This is a genomic window from Candidatus Binatia bacterium, from assembly GCA_029248525.1.
GTDB lineage: Bacteria > Desulfobacterota > Binatia > UBA12015 > UBA12015 > UBA12015.
The window spans coordinates 813,179-831,148 of the sequence record JAQWJE010000049.1 but is presented as its reverse complement, the minus strand read 5'-3'; the positions used below and the strand labels follow the sequence as shown (position 1 = coordinate 831,148).

Annotated in this window: 13 protein-coding genes and 1 pseudogene; 7 read left to right on the top strand and 7 right to left on the bottom strand. The window is 60.4% G+C overall.

Going from position 1 to position 17,970, the window contains the following annotated elements; translation table 11 throughout:
* Nucleotides 1-13 precede the first annotated feature (13 nt).
* Nucleotides 14-1,204 carry a sulfotransferase gene (locus P8K07_16170; protein ID MDG1960061.1) on the bottom strand — a complete coding sequence of 397 codons (1,191 nt, stop codon included), beginning with the start codon at nt 1,202-1,204 and terminating at the stop codon, nt 14-16.
* Nucleotides 1,205-1,435: 231 nt separating this feature from the next.
* On the opposite strand from P8K07_16170, the gene P8K07_16165 reads away from it, so the two are divergent.
* Complete coding sequence (locus P8K07_16165) at nt 1,436-2,299, top strand: type 1 glutamine amidotransferase domain-containing protein (protein MDG1960060.1); 864 nt, start codon at nt 1,436-1,438, stop codon at nt 2,297-2,299.
* A gap of 8 nt (nt 2,300-2,307) precedes the next feature.
* On the opposite strand, the gene P8K07_16160 is transcribed toward P8K07_16165, so the two are convergent.
* Nucleotides 2,308-3,711 carry an aldehyde dehydrogenase family protein gene (locus P8K07_16160; protein ID MDG1960059.1) on the bottom strand — a complete coding sequence of 468 codons (1,404 nt, stop codon included), beginning with the start codon at nt 3,709-3,711 and terminating at the stop codon, nt 2,308-2,310.
* A 284-nt stretch (nt 3,712-3,995) separates the two neighbouring features.
* On the opposite strand from P8K07_16160, the gene P8K07_16155 reads away from it, so the two are divergent.
* Entirely contained in the window at nt 3,996-5,339 is a 1,344-nt protein-coding gene (locus tag P8K07_16155; protein ID MDG1960058.1) for a TIGR00366 family protein, read from the top strand.
* Between the two features lie 12 nt (nt 5,340-5,351).
* Here the strand turns inward: P8K07_16155 and P8K07_16150 are convergent, their stop codons facing one another.
* Nucleotides 5,352-6,101, bottom strand: coding sequence for an SDR family oxidoreductase (locus P8K07_16150; GenBank protein ID MDG1960057.1), 750 nt, complete (start codon nt 6,099-6,101; stop codon nt 5,352-5,354).
* Between the two features lie 200 nt (nt 6,102-6,301).
* Here P8K07_16150 and P8K07_16145 point away from each other — a divergent pair, with 200 nt between their 5' ends.
* Nucleotides 6,302-7,066, top strand: coding sequence for an SDR family NAD(P)-dependent oxidoreductase (locus P8K07_16145; GenBank protein ID MDG1960056.1), 765 nt, complete (start codon nt 6,302-6,304; stop codon nt 7,064-7,066).
* A gap of 85 nt (nt 7,067-7,151) precedes the next feature.
* The gene (locus P8K07_16140) at nt 7,152-8,114 is read left to right on the top strand and encodes a hypothetical protein (GenBank protein MDG1960055.1); all 963 of its coding nucleotides are present in this window, start codon (nt 7,152-7,154) and stop codon (nt 8,112-8,114) included.
* 78 nt (nt 8,115-8,192) lie between these two features.
* Here the strand turns inward: P8K07_16140 and P8K07_16135 are convergent, their stop codons facing one another.
* The 3 genes from P8K07_16135 to P8K07_16125 all read right to left on the bottom strand — a co-directional run bounded on the left by P8K07_16135 (nt 8,193) and on the right by P8K07_16125 (nt 13,842).
* A complete protein-coding gene (locus P8K07_16135; protein ID MDG1960054.1) occupies nt 8,193-9,611 on the bottom strand; it encodes a DUF1501 domain-containing protein in 1,419 nt (472 codons plus the stop codon).
* Nucleotides 9,604-12,735 (bottom strand): PSD1 and planctomycete cytochrome C domain-containing protein, encoded by a 3,132-nt coding sequence (locus tag P8K07_16130; GenBank protein MDG1960053.1) that lies wholly within the window; start codon nt 12,733-12,735, stop codon nt 9,604-9,606. Before P8K07_16130 ends, P8K07_16135 begins: the two co-directional genes overlap by 8 nt.
* A gap of 123 nt (nt 12,736-12,858) precedes the next feature.
* The gene (locus P8K07_16125; GenBank protein ID MDG1960052.1) at nt 12,859-13,842 is read right to left on the bottom strand and encodes a PHB depolymerase family esterase; all 984 of its coding nucleotides are present in this window, start codon (nt 13,840-13,842) and stop codon (nt 12,859-12,861) included.
* Between the two features lie 144 nt (nt 13,843-13,986).
* Here P8K07_16125 and P8K07_16120 point away from each other — a divergent pair, with 144 nt between their 5' ends.
* Nucleotides 13,987-14,892: a hypothetical protein gene (locus P8K07_16120; GenBank protein MDG1960051.1), complete on the top strand. Its 906-nt coding sequence runs from the start codon at nt 13,987-13,989 to the stop codon at nt 14,890-14,892.
* Here the strand turns inward: P8K07_16120 and P8K07_16115 are convergent.
* Complete coding sequence (locus P8K07_16115) at nt 14,832-15,806, bottom strand: glycosyltransferase family 9 protein (GenBank protein MDG1960050.1); 975 nt, start codon at nt 15,804-15,806, stop codon at nt 14,832-14,834. The genes P8K07_16120 and P8K07_16115 overlap by 61 nt on opposite strands.
* Before the next feature lie 136 nt (nt 15,807-15,942).
* Between P8K07_16115 and P8K07_16110 the strand changes: the two genes are divergently transcribed.
* Both P8K07_16110 and P8K07_16105 read left to right on the top strand, forming a co-directional pair.
* Nucleotides 15,943-16,491, top strand: coding sequence for a YaeQ family protein (locus tag P8K07_16110; protein ID MDG1960049.1), 549 nt, complete (start codon nt 15,943-15,945; stop codon nt 16,489-16,491).
* Between the two features lie 606 nt (nt 16,492-17,097).
* A pseudogene (locus P8K07_16105) lies at nt 17,098-17,964 on the top strand (sulfatase-like hydrolase/transferase).
* The last annotated feature ends 6 nt before the right edge of the window (nt 17,965-17,970 follow it).

Here is a 17,970-nt window from a genome sequence, read left to right as displayed (position 1 = left end):
GATTTTGATGGGCTCAGCCCTCTGGCTCTGCAAGCAGACCAAAGCGACTCTTGTAAGCGGCGAATGATTCTTCGATTCCTCCGACCGACAGGCCGAAATCCTCGGGGCGATAGCGATGCGCCGCCCGTGGATCCTGGCGATCCTCGGCCAGCCAGGACTCCATTGCCCCACGGCCGGCTTCTGCGAACTTGATCTTTGCGTCGGCATAGACCTTCTCGATCTGGCCGACAGGATCCCGGACGGTCTCTGAAAAGTAGAGGTCCGTGATGCGGGCCTCGATGTCGTGCCGGCGAGAGCGGACCTCGAGGGCACGATCATTCGTCCACCTCATACGATCGAGCCACTGCTGGCCGACAATAGCGGGATCCACATCGTCGTTATGCATACGCCAGATGATCGTGTTCAGACTTGCACCGGACGGAATGATCTCCAGAGGGTCGCGATGCATATGCACGATGTGGAGATCGGGGAAAGTCTCAAAAAGGGCTTCGAGATACCCCAGATGCGCGGGCGTCTTGAGCACCCAACGCTCGGCGGTCTCGCCACGTTGTTTCTTTTGCCACTGCAGAATTTGCAGCGTCCGACGGAGGTGACGATACGCCGGTCGAAAGTCCTGATCATTGATCCAGGATCGATAGGCCGAAACATCGCAGGAAGCCTCGGGGATATGAGAGAGAAACCCATCGGATAAAAAGAGGATTTCCTCCTCGGCGCCATGGGCATAGGAGGGATGGATCGAGAAATAATCCGGTGCGAATTGTCGCAACTGCTGCTCGTAGGCCTCGCCTGCCGCGATTCGCGGATCCTCCCCGGCAGGATTCCAATCTGGGGCCGGCGAAGGCTCCGCGGCTTCCCAACCCTGCGTGCAATAATGGCGGGGGTCACTAGCCAGAAGGCGCTGAACCAAAGTCGTGCCCGACCGCATCATGCCCATCACCACGATCGGTTGGGCGATGACCTCGTCCTCGATGTCGGGGTGGCGACGACACCAATCCTGCAGGCGCAGTCGATTCCGAAGATTCCGCACCATCGATCCACGCAGGACTTTTGCCCCGCCCTTGTGCAGGGCCGCCTCCCCAAAAGAGCTGGCCAAAACATCCATGGGTTCGCGGAAATCGTCGTTCCCGAAATCCTCCAGACCATCGATCGCCCGCGCGGCCTCCAGCAGCGAACGCGGCTCAAAATACTCGGGAAAACGACCCATCCTGACTCCTCTTAATTCACCCCGGCTTGGAGCACGAACGGTTTTCACAAAATGCGAAGATCCCCGACATCCATGCCGCCTCGATCGAACCGATCCCGGCTTCAGGTCGCGCAGGAATTCTGCACCAAGCCCCTACCTCAATATTGACACTCTTAATGACAAAACTTACGACCTTAGATCAGACAGAGGCTGCACCAGAGATCCCCGCACAACGACGTAAGGAAACCCGAGATGAAAATTACGATATTGAAGATCGCCGGCGGACTCGCCGCTCTGGCGCTGGTTCTCGCCGTTGCAGCACCCGCCCTGCTTCATCAAGCCGGACTCCATCCCGAGTACAGGGGCACCAAAGTACAACTCGCTCCCGGCAAGCGCGCGCTGGTGATCACCACCAGCCACGACACGCTATCCAGGCCCGGCGAGACCACCGGCCCGGCCACCGGTGTCTTCGCATCGGAAATGACGCATCCGTATTACCACTTTCTCGATGCCGGTGCGCAGGTGGACGTCGCCAGCATCGACGGTGGTGCCATCCCGATCGAACCCCAATCTTTTATGTGGCTTATGCGAACGCCCGAGGACGATCGCTATCTGGAAGACCCTATCTTCCAGCAAAAGGTAGAAAATTCGCTGCCGATCGCGGACGTCGATTTCACCCAATATGACATGATCTTCCTCTCGGGTGGCTGGGGTGCCGCCTACGACCTTGGGTATTCGGATGTCCTCGCCGAGAAAATCTCGGAGGCCTATTACGCCGACCGGGAACCTGTCATCGGCGGCGTCTGCCACGGCCCCCTCGGCCTGATCCAGGCCAAAGACCGGCAGGGAGACCTCCTGATTGCAGGACGACGCATGACGGGCGTGACCGACAAACAAATCAAGGAGCTGGGTATCGAAATCACCCCGCAGCATCCGGAAACCGAACTTCGCAAGGCGGGTGTGATCTTCGAGAGCCAGACGGCTTTTCGCGACATGCTGGCGACCCACGTGGTCGTGGACGACGAGCAACGTTTCGTGACCGGGCAAAATCAGAACTCCGGTCGCGAAACGGCCCAGAAAATGCTGGCGATCGTGCAAAAAAACAGCGCCAGCTGAGGCAAGGCTCAGCGGGCGATATTCAGAACCTTTCGCTGGGTGAACTCATCGAGCCCGGTGGCACCCAATTCGGTGCCGATCCCGGACTGTTTGGCTCCGGCAAAGGGAATGCCGGGATCCAATTCGCCGTGCTTGTTGACCCAAATGGTCCCGGACTCCATCCGAGCAGCCAGCTTACGTGCTGCATCCACATCCGAGGACCACACACTGCCGCCCAGACCTTCCGAGGTGCTATTGATCTGCGCGAGAACCTCTTCGGGATCCGAGTATTTGATCACCGGCAGAGCCGGGCCGAATTGCTCTTCATCGACCAGACGCGCGCCTGCGGAGATATCCCGAACAATTGTAGGTTCGATGAAATAACCCGGACCATCCACAGCCTTGCCACCGGCAATGACGGTACCCTTCTCGGCGGCGTCCGCGATGATCGCCTGCACCTTTTCATACTGCAATCGATTCTGCAGCGGGCCAAGTTGGGTGCCCTCGGCAGCACCATCGCCAACTTTTTTGGAACGCGCGATATTGGCCAACTCCTCGCACATCGGCTCGTAGATATCCTCGTGCACGTAAAGTCGCTTCAGCGCAATGCAGACCTGGCCGTTGTTGGCGAAGGCGGCATCAAAGACCTTGGGGGCCGTCTCTTTCGGATCCACGTCCGGCAGGACCAGACCGGCATCGTTGCCACCCATCTCCAAGGTGATGCGCTTGATGGTTGCGGCAGCCCCCGCCATGACCTTCGATCCGGTCGCCGTGCTGCCGGTAAACGAGATCTTGCGAATATCAGGATGGGCGGTCAGACAACCACCCAGGTCGTTGGCGTCGGCAATCACATTGAGGACACCCGGCGGCAAAGCATCGGCAATCAGTTCCGCCAGACGCAGGGTCGCCAGAGGTGTGGTCGGCGCAGGCTTCACGACCATCGTATTGCCCGCGAGCAAGGCCGGAGCCAGTTTGAAACCGATCAGCACGAGCGGGAAATTCCACGGGATGATCGCACCCACCACGCCCAGCGGCATGCGGTGCACCTCCACCCGACGGGTATCGCTATCTTCCAGAACGTCAACCGGCAGATCCATACCCGCAAAATGTTTGGTAAAGACGCCGAAGCCGAAGGCTTCGGTGACAGCATCGTTGAGAGGTTTGCCCTGCTCGCTGGTCAGGATGGCGCCGAGTTCAGTCGCGTTGCCCATCGCGATATCGGCAACCTTCTCGAGCGCTTCACGGCGCTGCTCGATGGGAGTCGCTGCCCATTTCGGAAAAGCCGCGCGCGCTGCCGCCACGGCATCGTTGAGTTGCGCCTCCGAGGCCCGCGAGCAGGTGCCGGCAAGCTCTTCGGTTGCCGGGTTGATCACATCGAGGGTATCGGCCCCCTCCACCATTTTTCCATTGATCAATAATTTGAAATCGGGCATCGCCTTCTCCTCATCGGGTCAGAAAGAATCTTGGCAAACGCTAGCCTTTGGACCTGAAAGCGCAATGAGGCCCGACGCCTCAGATTCTCGGCCTCGCTTGCGCGGCGGCGGCTTCAGTCCGGCGATCCACCGGTCCGAAGCGAGCCCAACGCCGGCCCAACGCGGGTCCGATTTGCAGGCGACCCCCTCTTCGAGATCCGGACCGGCGTTTGACGACTCCCCGAACTGGGCTATGACGGTCGCCCCTGCGCTGACCAACCCGCAGGGCAAAGGAGCCTACCCGAATGCTGCAATCGATCAGCGGATTTTTCGTCCGACTCGCCGAACGCTGGATGCCCGATCCGTTGGTGATCGCCATCGCGCTGACCATGTTGTGCTCGGCAGCAGCTGTTGCCTTCACACCTTTCAGTGTCGCCGAGACCGTCGATGCCTGGGGCGAAGGCTATTGGAGCCTGCTGCGCTTTACCGCGCAGATGGTGCTGGTCCTGGCGCTCGGCCATGTCGTCGCCCATACCCGGCCCGTCCACCGGGGATTGGTGGCGATCGCAGGCACCGTGCGGTCAGCACGCATGGCGTATATCGGCCTGACGATCCTCGCGGGCCTCTGTGCGCTGGTTTCCTGGGGGATCGGCCTGATTGTGCCGGCGGTGCTCGCGCGCATCGTGGCGAGCAATTGTCGCGAGCGCGGGATCCGCATTCACTTCCCGCTGCTGGTCGCGTGCGGGTATTCGGGCTCGGTGATCGGCATGCAGGGGCTTTCGGCATCGATCCCGCTGATCCTCAACACGCCTGACCATTTTCTGATGCAGAAAATCGGCCTGGTCGGGCTGGACAGCACGATCTTCTCACCGTGGAGCATGTTGATCGTTGTCGCGATCATGATCTTTCTGCCTTTGGCACTCAGCCTCTGTGTGCCCGCCGATGACGAGATCCAGGAGATGCCGGTATCGGCCGGGCTGAGCGACGAAGAGATGGCCGGGCAAACAGCTACCGCAGCCACCGAACCGCGGACGCCCTCGCAATGGCTGGAGAACACGCGCGGTGCCACGCTGGTGCTGGGACTCTTCGGCGGGTTTTATGTGGTGCGCTATTTCTATCTCGGCGGTTCGCTGAACCTGAACTCGCTCAACATGGTCTTTGTCGTGCTGGGCCTGCTCTTTGCCGAATCCACGCGCCATTATGTCGAACTACTATGTAACGCCGCCAAGGTCGCCGGCCCGTTTCTGATTCAATACCCGCTCTATGCGGGACTGATGGGCATCATGGCGACCTCGGGTCTGGCCGAGATCTTTGTCGGCGGGTTTGTAGCGATCTCCAATGCGGAAACACTTTCCTTGTGGACGTTCTTCTCTGCTGCCCTGCTCAATATCTTCATCCCGTCGGCCGGTGGCCAGTGGGCCGTGCAGGGACCGATCATGACCGAGGCCGCCCTGCAGCTCGGCGCGGACATCCCTCGGGTCGCCATGGCGGTGGCGATCGGCGAGGTCTGGACCAATGCCATCCAACCGCTTTATGCCGTCCCCGTGCTGGCCATCGCCGGCCTGCACCTGCGTGACATCATGGGCTACTCGGTCATCGCTCTTGCCGTAAACGGCGTAATTTATTTGACCGCGTTGGCGTTTTTCTGAGCCTGCCGGAGGCTACCAGTTCTCGACCCATGGCCGCAGCACGACTTCATGCGCCCAGGTGGATCGATGCTGGCGGTGCAGCTGCAGGTAGACCGTCGCAATCGCATCCGGATCGGCCATATTGTCGTTGGTATCGGGTCCGGCCAACCAATGGCCGCGGCTGCCGTCTTCCTGACGTACGCCGATGGCAGCATCGATCGGCACGTGCGCCACATGAACGCCCTGGGGCATGAGCTCGCGCGCCATGCTCTGCGCCAGACCGGATTTGGCATGGCAGGATGCCGCAAAGGCGCCGCTTAGCGGATAGCCTTTGAAGGCCGCACTGGCGTTGGTGAAGATGATCGTGCCGCGCGCGCCCAGAGCATCCGGCTCCAGCGTGAGGATTGCCTCGGCTGCCTTCTGTGCAACCAGAAAGGCGCTGTAGGTCGAGTTGCGCAGGACCTCGAAGAAGCGCTCGGGGTCGACCTCGGTAATTTTCTTGCGGAAGATGTCCCCGGTGCGCCCGTCAATATTATGCACCACCAACCGGGGCGTGCCGAGGTCGGCTGCCACCTCGGTGAACAACTGCGCTACCGAGGACGGTTCGGCAGCATCACATTGGTAGATGCGAGCCCCATGGTCGGCCGCCAGAGTCTGCAGGGCCGGTTTGTCGGGGGTTCGTGCGGCTACCGCCACCTGCATGCCTTCGCTGGCAAACAAACGGGCGCAACTGGCGCTCACGCCCCCGCCACCGCCTACGATCAATGCGACTTCCTGGCTCATCTTCGCTCTTCCTCTCCTGAGTCACTGGATTACTGGACTACTGGACCACTGAATTACTGAATCACTGGCCACCGCCCACCGGCCTCTCGGAACCCCGGACACCCGGACACCCGGACGACAGCACTTGCGGTACCGCATGACTTGCCGCCGACCGGATTGCCGGACTAAGGTCATGTAAACAAACCGGGAGAGCAATCGAAATGAAACCAGTCTGTCTGATTATCGGAGCCGGCGCCGGCATCGGCGGTACCGTCGGGAAGCGCTTTGCCGCCAGTGGCTACCATAGCGTGCTGTGTCGCCGACAGGATCAGGATGGCCTCGACCGGATGGTGGGCGAGATCCACGACGCAGGCTTTGCGGCGTCCGGCCGGTTGCTCAATGCGGCCAAAGACGGCGCTCTGGAAGAATTGATCGAGCAGACCGAGCAGGAGACTGGCCCGATTGAAGTTGTGCTCTACAACCTCGGCGCCCAGATCGGCGACCGGTCGTTGGCCGAGACGCCGGCCAAATCATTCGAGACGTGCTGGCGACTGGCCACTTTCGGTCTGTACCGGGTGGCCTCGGCTGTGTGCCCGCTGATGGAAGAACGCGGCAAGGGGACCCTGCTGGTCTCGTCCGCAACAGCCGCTGTGCGCGGGAACGCCGGACAACACGCCCATGCCGCCGCCATGGGGGGACGCCGGATGCTTTGCCAATCGCTCAATGCCGAGTTCGGACCCAAGGGAATTCATGTGGCGCACGTGATTCTGGACGGCGCGGTCGATGCGCCGGACACACTCGGCAAGATGCTCGGCCCCGAGATGTTCGAGCAACTGCGCGCTACCCGCGGCCGCGAACACGACGGCCTGATGCTGCCCGAGAAGATCGCTGAATCCTATTGGCATCTCTCCCAACAGCATCGCTCGACCTGGACCCACGAAATGGACCTGCGCTCGTTTGGCGACCGGCCCTGGTGGAACCATTAGGCAAGGAGCCGGAAAAAATCCGGACAAGTCGATCGAAACAGGAAGATCAGAACAAAAAGATCAGAACAAAAAGATCGGAGCACTCATGCATTACGCCAAGCCACCCATCATGCTCTCGGATGTCATCGCGGACACCCCGCAGGTGCACGAGCTGCTGCGCCAGAACGCGCCATACACGCCCCTGGGCGGTTGGTTCCGCCCGCAACAGGGACAGCAGGAACCGACCAGCCCCATGTGGTTTCAGAACGATTGGGTGCACGGTGATATCGCGGTTCCGGGAGCCGACCTCTTCATGCTGCACGAAGAAGTGACCGCGGCCGCGCGCGAGTTCTATGAGGCCGAAGTGGTCATCCCGCATACGCTCTATGTGAATCTCATGGCGTGTCTGGCCGAGAGCGGCCCGGCGCATACCGACAACCCCCTGTTCGAGGGACGCGATCGCACCAACACCCCCATGTGGCTGCTGCGCACGATGCTGTGGTCGGGGCTTTTCGAGGACTGGACGATCCGGCAGGCGACCTCGATCTGGTGGATGAATGATGTGGATGGCGGCGGCCTGCTCTACTGGCCTGACGGGCCTGCGTCCCCGCCCCAGCGCCATTGCGAGAACATGACCAACACCGCCCTGCTCGGCGACAACCACGGCATGTTCCATCAGGTCGAGCCGGTCGGCCCCTTTGATCAGGGCACGCGTCTGGTCAGCGCTAGTGCCGAACTGGCTCCGGAAGACGACGAATCCGGTGATTGGGCCGTGCGGGATCACGGCAAGATTGCCTACCGCGCGCCTCTGGAGGATTTCCGTATCAGCGTTCTGTGGAAGGCTCATATCTATCGCGACCAGCAAGAGCAGGAACAACGGCAAGCCAATCCGTTGTCTCTGGAGCAAGTGGCCCGGATCTTTGCCGACGATCTGGCTGCCAAGGGCTCGTCGCTGCGACTGGACCTCGAGGACCTCGACAATCCCGAGCAAGCCATGGCCATTGCTGCGGTCTACCCCGAGGCCATTCCGGTCGATGTGGGTCGATCGATCTTCGATGCTCTGATGTAGGTCGAAGAGCGCCCCCCTGCCATGGCACCGCCTTGATGTCGCACTCCGTGGCCGCCGTGCCGCAGGGATGCTATACGCTCACGCCAGAATGTCGCGCACCACATGTCCATGCACGTCGGTGAGCCGGTGGTCGCGGCCCTCGTAGCGGAAGGTCACCTGCTCGTGATCCAGCCCCATCAGATGCAGGATCGTCGCGTTCAGATCGTGGACGTGTACCGGGTTCTCGACGACTTGATGTCCGAGTTCATCGGTCTTTCCATAGGTCATGCCAGGCTTGAGCCCGGCACCGGCCATCCACACGGTAAATGCATCTCGTTGATGATCTCGTCCGGGGATCGCCTTCTCTCCGCCCAGGCCAATCCCCTGAGCGATCGGCGTCCTGCCGAACTCGGTGGCACAAACCACAAGCGTCTCATCCAGCAGACCACGCTGCTTCAAATCGCGGATCAGAGCAGCAATGGGCCGATCGACTTTGCGCGATGAGGGCTTGATAAACCTGAAAATGTTGGAGTGGTGATCCCACCCGGAATTGATCACCTGAACCATCCGCACGTCGCGCTCGACCAGTCGCCGTGCCAGAAGGCATTGGGTAGCGAAGGAAGTCGGGTTGAGGCGAACACCGTAGTCCGCCTTCGTCGCTTGTGACTCCTGGCTTAGATCCGCAGCCTCCGGAAGTGCTTTCTGCATCCGCAGGGCGAGGTCATATTGAGCCATCCGGGTCGCCGTCTCCGGGTTCCCCCCCCGCGCAAAGGCAATCTCGTTGAGTGCATTCACGGTCGCAACATCCTGCTGCTGCATCGTCTCGGAAACACCAGATGGATTTCGCAGATAGAATACAGGCGACCAGGGCGAGGCAAATCGAACCCCCTGATGCTTGCCCGGCAACATCCCCGAACCCCAGAGTGCGCCGGCCGCGGCCGGAACGTCAACGGAGCCGAGCAGGTTTACGAACCCGGGAAGATCCTGATTCTCGGAACCGATTGCGTAATCCAGCCAGGCCCCCAGACTTGGTCGCCCGAACCGCCCGACCCCGGTCGCAAGCTGCAGCTGTGCCGGGCCGTGGTTGAACTCGTCGCAATGCATCGACTTGATGAACGTCAGATCATCGACGACCTCGGCCAGGTGCGGCATGAGTTCGGAAACTTCAGCACCCGACTGACCATGCTTTTTGAACGTATAGGGAGAGCCGAGAATCTTGGGATGCGACCGAATAAACGCCAGGCGTTTACCCTCATAGAGCTCATCGGGGCAGAGCTGCCCATCCAGGCGAGCCAACTCGGGCTTGGGATCGAAGGTGTCCAGCTGGGACATGCCCCCGGCGAGAAAGATATAGATAATATTCTTGGCCCGAGCCGGCGGGCGGATGCCCGCTGTGGCCACCTGCGGCCAGCGACCTGCCGCCAGAAGGCCTGCCAGTCCGAGCCCACCGCCCAAAACCTCGCGCCGCGTGGCCAGGCCAGCGGCCTTCTGCCCGGATTCCGGCTTGCGTTCACCCACGATGAATCACCTCGTCCAAATTCAGCAGAACACGCGCGACACCAAACCAGCTGGCCAGCTCGGTGACCGGAAGATCGTCCCGTCGCGGGCGACGGGGTTGCTTCAGAAGAGCTTCGGCCTCGCCCGGAGATGCCGTCAGTTGCAGCCGACGCTGCTCGAGAAAATCGAGGAGCGTCTCACGCTCCCTCTCGTCGGGGGCACGCGAAAGCGCGGCAAAGAACGAGAACTCCAATCGATCAGCATCGCTTTCACCCGGGGTCTCATCCAGAATGCGTTCGGCAAATGCCAATGCAGCCTCCGAGAAAACATCGTCATTCAAAAGGACCAGCGCCTGCAAGGGGGTGTTCATCTCGCTGCGCGTCATCCGACAGGCCGTGCGCTCGCTCGCCCCGAAGGTCATCGCATTGGGCGGAGGCGCGCTTCTTCGCCATGCGGTGTAGAGGCCGCGTCGGTACACATCCGCACCGAGCGAGGGGATATAGGGCTCGAAAACAAGCCCGTTGCGCAAGACAACCCCTCGGGGCTGCGGCGGATAAACCGCGGGACCACCCACGGTCGCTACAAGCAAACCGCTGATTTTCAGTGCATTATCCCGAATGGCCTCGGCAGAGAGTCGGCGGTGGCTGCTGCGGGCCAAAAACCTGTTCTCGGGATCCCTCTCCAGAACCTCCGGGAACGCCGGCTGCAGCGATCGGCGATAGGTCTCGGAGAGCACCATCTGACGAATCATCTCCTTGCGACTCCAATTCGACGCGACCAATTCAATTGCCAACCAATCCAGAAGCTCCGGATGCGTGGGGCGGGCCCCCCGAATACCGAAGTCCTCGGGTGTGGACACAATCGGCGCGCCGAATATCTGGCCCCACCAGCGGTTCACGGCGACCCTTGCGGCGAGCGGGTTCTCCTCGGCAACCAACCAACGAGCAAAACCCAGTCGGTTACGCGGGGCGTCTGGAGGGAAGGGATGCAAGCTGGCGGGCGTGTCAGAGATCACCTCTGCTCCGAGGATATGAGGATCTCCTCGCTCAAAGATTCGCGCGACGCGGACGTCCTCAGATTCCTCCATCACCAGCGCCTTGCCGAATTTAGGGGCCCTGGCCACTTGGCGTTCCGCTTTTGCCAGAAGGGCAGCCAGTCGTGGGAAATGAGTGACCGCCACCTCTGCTTGCACCCGTCTCTTCTGGTCCTGGTTCAAAGAGCGCCATTTACCCTCGCTGAGTGCCTCGCGGTTAGATTCACTCAGGACCAGAAGATCTGCTGCAGCGTCGGTCGCAGAAAAACAGATCTGATGCTGCTCGGCCGGACGGAGGGCTCGAAAGCCCCAACGCAACGAGAGTGTCTCCCCGGCGCGGGTGGTAAGCGGTTCTGCCAGACTCAGCATGATGCTAGGTTCTTGCCACGCCTTCCAACTCTTCACGCGCCAATGGGTCGACGGGTTGCCATCGATAAGGACCGCAGGGTTCAGGTGGCGAGCAGCGGGAGCAGAAACTCTGGCCCGGCCCAGCAGCGAACGCCCGGGTTCTTCGGGCAACTCCAGTGACACCTCTGCGAGCAGAAGCGATCCCGGGCGCTTGCGCGGAGGGTTTATCTCCATGCGAATGGCTGTCCACGTACCCGCCGGAAAAACGAGATCGAAGCCCGCGTCGGTAAGAGTCTCCGGTTCCCCGACGACCTTTACGCAAGAGACAGCCGCGGCCGCACCCTTCCCCACAGCGGCATCGGCGGCTTCGCTCGAAACTTGCAGATCGGCATAGGAGTTCTCCATCGCATCGATTCGAGGGGCAACATGCGACAGCCAGGTCTCGAACCAATCAGCATCCCGGCGGCGCGTGAGCTCCGCCAAGGCCGCTTCACTCGACACCACGAGCAACTGGTTCCGGAATTGCCAGGAGTCTCCAGTCCGCCGGAACTCTGCCAACTTCGCTGCCAGCGCGGGCGACCCCGTAAATCGAGTGCCCCCGGAAATATCGAGGGCTTCAAAACCCAGACGGAATTCCCGCCAGGCTTGCTCGTGGACCACCTCGCTGCCCGGTGCAGCCAGAAGGAGATGAGCTCCCCCTGGCATCAGAGCCACCCCACCTGTGCCATCCTTGCTGCGCACCCCGGCTCTGGCTCCATTGAAAAATGAATAGAGCTGGAAATATTCCTCCTGAGTGATCGGGTCGAATTTATGGTCGTGACATTGGGCACAGGCGACCGTCGAAGCCATCCAGACCGTACCGGTTGTATTCACGTTATCGAGGACTTGTTGGACCCGGGCCTCTTCCTCGCGCACTCCGGCTTCGAGATTCAGGGGCGCCGAGCGATGGAAACCGGTCGCGATGCGCTGGGAAACGGTGGGATCCTCAAGCAGATCGCCGGCTAATTGCTCGATCGAGAATTGATCGAAAGGGAGGTCCCGGTTGATCGCATCCACCACCCAATCACGGTAGAGCCAATTGGAGATGACTCGCTCAGCCATGAACCCGGTCGAATCGGCATAGCGCGCCAGGTCCAACCATTGTGTTGCCCAATGTTCACCAAATTGGGGGCTGGCCAGTAGCCGATCCACGAGAGCCACCCACGCGGCTTCCGAAGGATCCGCAGCGAAAGCGCGAACCGTGGCGGGCTCCGGCGGCAAACCGATCAGATCGAAATGCAGCCGACGGACTAGAGACTCCGGACGTCCACGACCGGCGGAAGAAAGCCCTTCGCGGACCAGGCGGCTTTGGACAAAAGCATCCAGAACATCTGCGCCACTTCGAGCGTCGACCCCTCCCGGGATTTGAGGGCGCTCGGGAGCTCGATAGGCCCAATGCGTTCCCGACAAACCAGCTTCCGCAGGCCAGACAGCACCCTGATCGATCCATCGACGAATTGTATCGATCTCGGCCGCGGTCAGTGCGTTCCCTTTTTGGGGCATCCGTTCATCCGGGTCTTCAGCGACCAGCAAGTCCATCAAGGGGCTGAGCTGAGCATCACCCCTGCTGATCACCGGGATACCAAAATCGCCGGGCCTGAATGCGTCTTCCGCATTTGTCAGACGCAGCCCGCCTTTGCGTGAGGCATCGCCATGACACTCGTAGCAGTTCTGGGCCAGGATCGGCTGGACGTCAGTGGTAAAATCCACACGATCTGACGCCAAGCCGGGAATGCTCCCGATGAGTAGGGCCAATACGACCGACACGCACCTCAAGAAGCACATGGAGGGACGCTATCGCGCTCCTCAAAGGCCCGCAAGATCGAGAAATAAGCCGATTTACAGGAGCTATGTTCGATTACGCGAAAAGAAGTCCCAGACCACCTCGGCGGTGCGAATGTCGGTATTCGTACGCCCCAGCAACCGGGGTCCGCGCTGGACGGGATGAGGCACCGAATGGCCGCCGCCGAAAATTGCGAGCAATATCACCTCGGGCCGACCCTCCTCAGCCCATTGGTATTGTACGATCCGCGATCCGTCGTCAGGATCCGCATCCGGAAGATTCGAAACCTCGGGTTCCCCCGCATAGCCCGCGCGTTGGGCAAACATCTGAATCGTCTCGGGCGTGGAACGGACACCGCCACGATTTCCCACCAATCCGAAAAGTGCGACATCGCCGCCCTCATACGGATTCATGGGGTCTTCGGTTCCATTGATCAGAAGAAACGCGACGCCTGCGCCCCGGTCCTCGCAGCCGAGGTTCTCGTCACTTGGCATCGACGCCACGATCGGCGCCACGCCCCGCACCAGATCGGGGGCCTCCAGCGCCAGTCGAATCGCCATATGCCCTCCGTTGGAGATTCCGGTTGCAAAAACCGCCGCGGGATCGGCATCATCCTCCGTCACCAGACGTGAAACGATAGCGCGAAAGAACCCGACATCATCCACATCCAGCTGATTGGCCGCATAGGGTCCGGCGACACGGCAGCCATTCCAGTGATCATCAAACCCATCCGGGTAAACGACCAGAAACCCCTCCTCGTCAGCAAGCCGATCGAAATCGTGCGCCATGGACGTTCGGGCCATCGCGCCATTACCCATCGAGCCATGCAACACGAAAACAATCGGCGGCGATCGCAGGACTCGTGAAGGGCGGTAGACCTGATAGGTTCGCTCTCGGGATTCCCACGACAAACTCTCGCTCGTCAGAGCGCCGCCGAGTTTCGGCACCGGAGCCTGTCGGATCCCCAGCAGCCACCATGCCGCCCCGAAAAAGATCAGGCCCAAAAAACCGAGGGCCATCAGAGTCCGCCGTGTGCGCGCTTTCGCCATGCCCTCCCCCTACCTGCATTTAAACCCGGGAAAAACCCATACCGGGCCGAGACCCCCGCCGTCGGTAGGACAACGGATTGCGAAGCCGAGCGTTTATGACTAAGGTTCCGGACTTTTCCGATTCACGCGATCGGCGGTTTGCACATGGCACAAGAGTCCTCAGCAAAAGAAGTTTTCTTCCACGTCGGCTTGGGAAAGACTGCCACCACTTATTTGCAATACCAGTTCTTTCCCAAACTCCGCGGCATCCACTACGTCCAGCGCACGCGGTACCCCAAAGCCCCTAAAATCATCGCGCGAGATGCCTCGCCACGACATTTGCTGTCGCGGGAATTCGACCAGCAGCTACAGGAAGAGATCGAGAAATTCGCGGTCCACTATCCCGACACGCGTGCGATCGTCGTCTTCCGAAGGCACGATGGATGGATCGCCTCGCAGTATCGACGATTTGCCAAGAATGGAATTCAGATCCCCTTCGAAGAATTTTTCGATATCGAAAAGAACGAAGGACTTTGGAAGCAGGCGGATCTCGACTACTCCAACAAGCTCTCCATCATCGAGAATACCTTCACCCGAAAACCCCTGGTCCTTTTCTACGAGAATATGCGCGAGGATCCCTATGCGTTCTTCGATCAATTCGCGACCGCGATCGGGGCCACCTACGATCGGAACCAGATTTCACTCGATGCCGTTCATCCGTCCTACGAGGAAAAGCAGCTCAAGACGGTGCGAAGCGTCAGCAAGATCTTTTTTCCGGCCAACCCGAAGCAGTACAATAATGCTTTCCTGAAACGCCTCCAGTGGCGCAAACAGCAGCTTACCTCCTACTCCATCATGGCCGCGGCCCGCTTCGTCCCGGACTCCTGGCTGGACCAGGGAGAACTGGTCCCCAAAGGGCTGCTGGAAAAGATTCGCGACGTCTACGCCGAAGACTGGGAAAAAGTGCACGCCTACGCGCGCGCGAACAACGACGAGTCTTCGATGATGACTCAGTCTGCCAAAACAGCGGCCGCCACCACGGCGGGTTCGAGTCCATCCCAGCAATTATAGGCGGGCTTGTAGAACACCTTGTTGCCCAGCTTGGAGTAGGGACGGCGGCACTCGCACGAAGGCTCGAGGATCTGCGACCCGATACCCGGGCGATAAGGCGACATGCCGAATTCAGGGACCGTCGCGCCCCAGATCGAGATGACGCGCTTTTTCAGCGCGGCAGCGGCATGCATCAGGCCTGTATCGTTGGTGACCACCACCGAGGACTGCTGCAGCAGCGATACCGATTGATTGAACGAGTAGCGCCCGCAAGCGTTATAAACCGAAGCCCCAGCCGCCTCGACAATCTGGTCCCCCCGACCCTGATCTTCGGGGCCACCAAGCAAGATTACCGGCAACCCGATCAGACGACACACCTCGGCCGTGCGATCGGTCGGGTAGAGTTTTCCAGGGTGCTGTCCGCCAATCACGATTGCAACGAACCCGGTACGAAACCCCTCGGGCAGCCCCTGTGCAGCCACCACATCGTCGGGACCCAGGAAATAGTCCAACCCCTGATCATCTGCGCGCACTCCAATTCCCTCGAGAGTCGACAGGTATCGGTCCACAACGTGAAGGTCCGGGAGCAGGTTCCAATGAAAGGTCGTAAAAAGCCACTTCTGGAGACTCAGTTTCCGAAAGGTCGTTGCGGGGGCATCCAGTAAAGAGCGTACCCGCGAGGAGCGAAAGTTCGCGTGCAAATCAACCACATGGTCGAAAGCTTCAGCCTGCAAGGCCGCTCCGACTTCGACCACGTCTTTGTCGATCGTCCAGAGCCGATCGATCGAGGGATGATAGGCGAGCACGTCCCGATATTTCGCCTTGGTGAGATAATGAATCTCGACGCTCGGCAGTTGCTCACGCAAAACACGAATCACCGGAGTCGTGAGCACGATATCTCCGATCGAGCTGAAGCGGACGATCAGAACTTTCATGGATGGCTCGCAGGGAGAGAAAGCATTGGCCTCGTGAAATAGCTGACACGCTTCCCGACGGTCAAATCAGGCCACCACCTTCAAGGTTTCGCCCTCGGCGAGCAGATATATTTTCTGTTAAACCCATAGTATCGCGATCTCAGCCACCGTGCGCAGCTTCCATCTGGAGCTGGCCAATATAGACGACAACGTCTACGAGACCCTCAAGTTTCGTGTCGCTCAGCACCCCTCGGAAAATGCCGATAGAGTCGTGGTGCGCGTCTTGGCCCGAGCGCTTTCTCGCGACGAGAACCTCGAATTTGGTCGCGGCCTCGACCACACCGACGAACCGGCCTTGTGGAGCCATGATGACAGCGGGCAGCTGCGTCTCTGGGTGGACGTCGGCGCACCTGCCGCATCGAGACTTCATCGCGCCCATAAACATGCCGAAGAGGTCCGCGTGTTTACCGACAAGAATCTCACCGGCCTGCAAAAGGAGTGGCGCGGCCAGAAGATTCATCGCGCAGACGCCATCAAGGTGATGGTTTTCGCACCCGCATTCATCGCCGAGCTCGCCGAGACGATCGAGAAACAGAACCCTTGGAATATTACCCTGCACGATGGCGAGTTAACCGTCACCGTGGGCGAAAAAAGCATCGGCTGCAGTCCGCAGCTCACGACCGTCAGCGCCATCGTCCAGTCCTGAGGGAGCCAGGCAGATTGAGCAGGACGAGGGCTTGCCTCGGGTCGATGATTTCTTCTAGCTAGTGCCACCTGCTTTTGATTATCGAGAACTCGGGGAGCCCATCCCGCACACGCAGGCGAGCGAGTCTACTTGCCGGCGCGCGGATTCTCATGCTCTTCACCTCCCTGAGCCTGCTCGCCCAGTGTACGCCCAACCCACCTGAGGCGTCGCCGCGGGGGGCGATCGGGCGCCTGACCGGCCATCCTCCCCTTCCGGGGCTCCCGGAGGTGGGACCAACCAAGCCCGTTACGATCGGAGAACAAACTCGTCAGGCCACGGTACTGGTCAGCGGGGGTTCGCTGACGCTCGAAACCCTCGAGGGTGGGGCGCATCGCCTTGAGCGTCGTCGAACTGGGTGCTCCACGTTCAGGCGCAGAAGCAGGCCCTCCTGCCGCAGGGCTCGACCTCCTTGTCGAAATCGATTCGTCTTCCTCACGGGAGACCTCCTCGATAACCAACTGGGAAAGGCTGGAAAAAATCAGACTCGGAGAAACACCGGTCCGAATCTCGAATCCATCTGCGCCGGAAGGCGATCCGGCTCGGCCCGGCCTCATCGCCGTGGGCTCGGTGGTCTTTCTGGGCGCCCCTCCCAATGCAGACTCCCCGCCAAACATTATTTTGGTCAGTCTGGACACCCTCGCCGCAAGCGCGATCTCCCGGCTCGGCGGCCCTACGGGTCTGACCCCCGAAATCGACCGCATCCTCGGCCAGTCGCGTTCCTATGATCAAGCGTTTGCGCCTGCCGGGAGGACCCTGCCCTCGCACGCCGCACTTTTCTCCGGGCTCTATCCGCACAATAACTCTCGCACGAAAGTTCAAGAAGTTACCTTTGACTCGCTGGTCCCCGAGCTCGCCAACCAGGGCTACCTCACCATGGCCATCACGGAGAACGGTTACGTCAGCAGTCGATTTGGTTTCTCTCAGGGATTCGATCAATACGACGGCAGCGATCTCGAATAACTTGCGGGAGATGCCCGACGGACCTTCGACGAAGCGATCCGGATCTTCGAGGCCTATGCCCCTCTCGCACCGCTATTTCTCTTCGTCCATACCTACGAGGTCCACAACCCCTACACACCACGCCAGGAGGTCTCCGAAGAACTCCTGCCCGGGCTTTACGGAGAAGACCGCCGGACCATGTTCGAGATCATACCCCAGTGGGAGTGGATCGAGTTCAAGTCGCGAGAGATCGCAGAGGCCGACTTCCGCCGCCTCCAGCTTCTGTATCTGGCCGGTGTCTACCACCTCGATCGTCTGGTCGGGGACCTTGTAAAACGCCTCAAGACCTTCGACCCCGACCGACGCACTCTGATTGTCCTGACCTCGGACCACGGCGAGGAGTTCAACTCCCGTAATGTCGGCCACGTATCGGTCCGCGAAGACGTCATGCGGATTCCGTTGGCATTTTACTGGCCGGGTAAAATCGCCCCCGCAAGGATC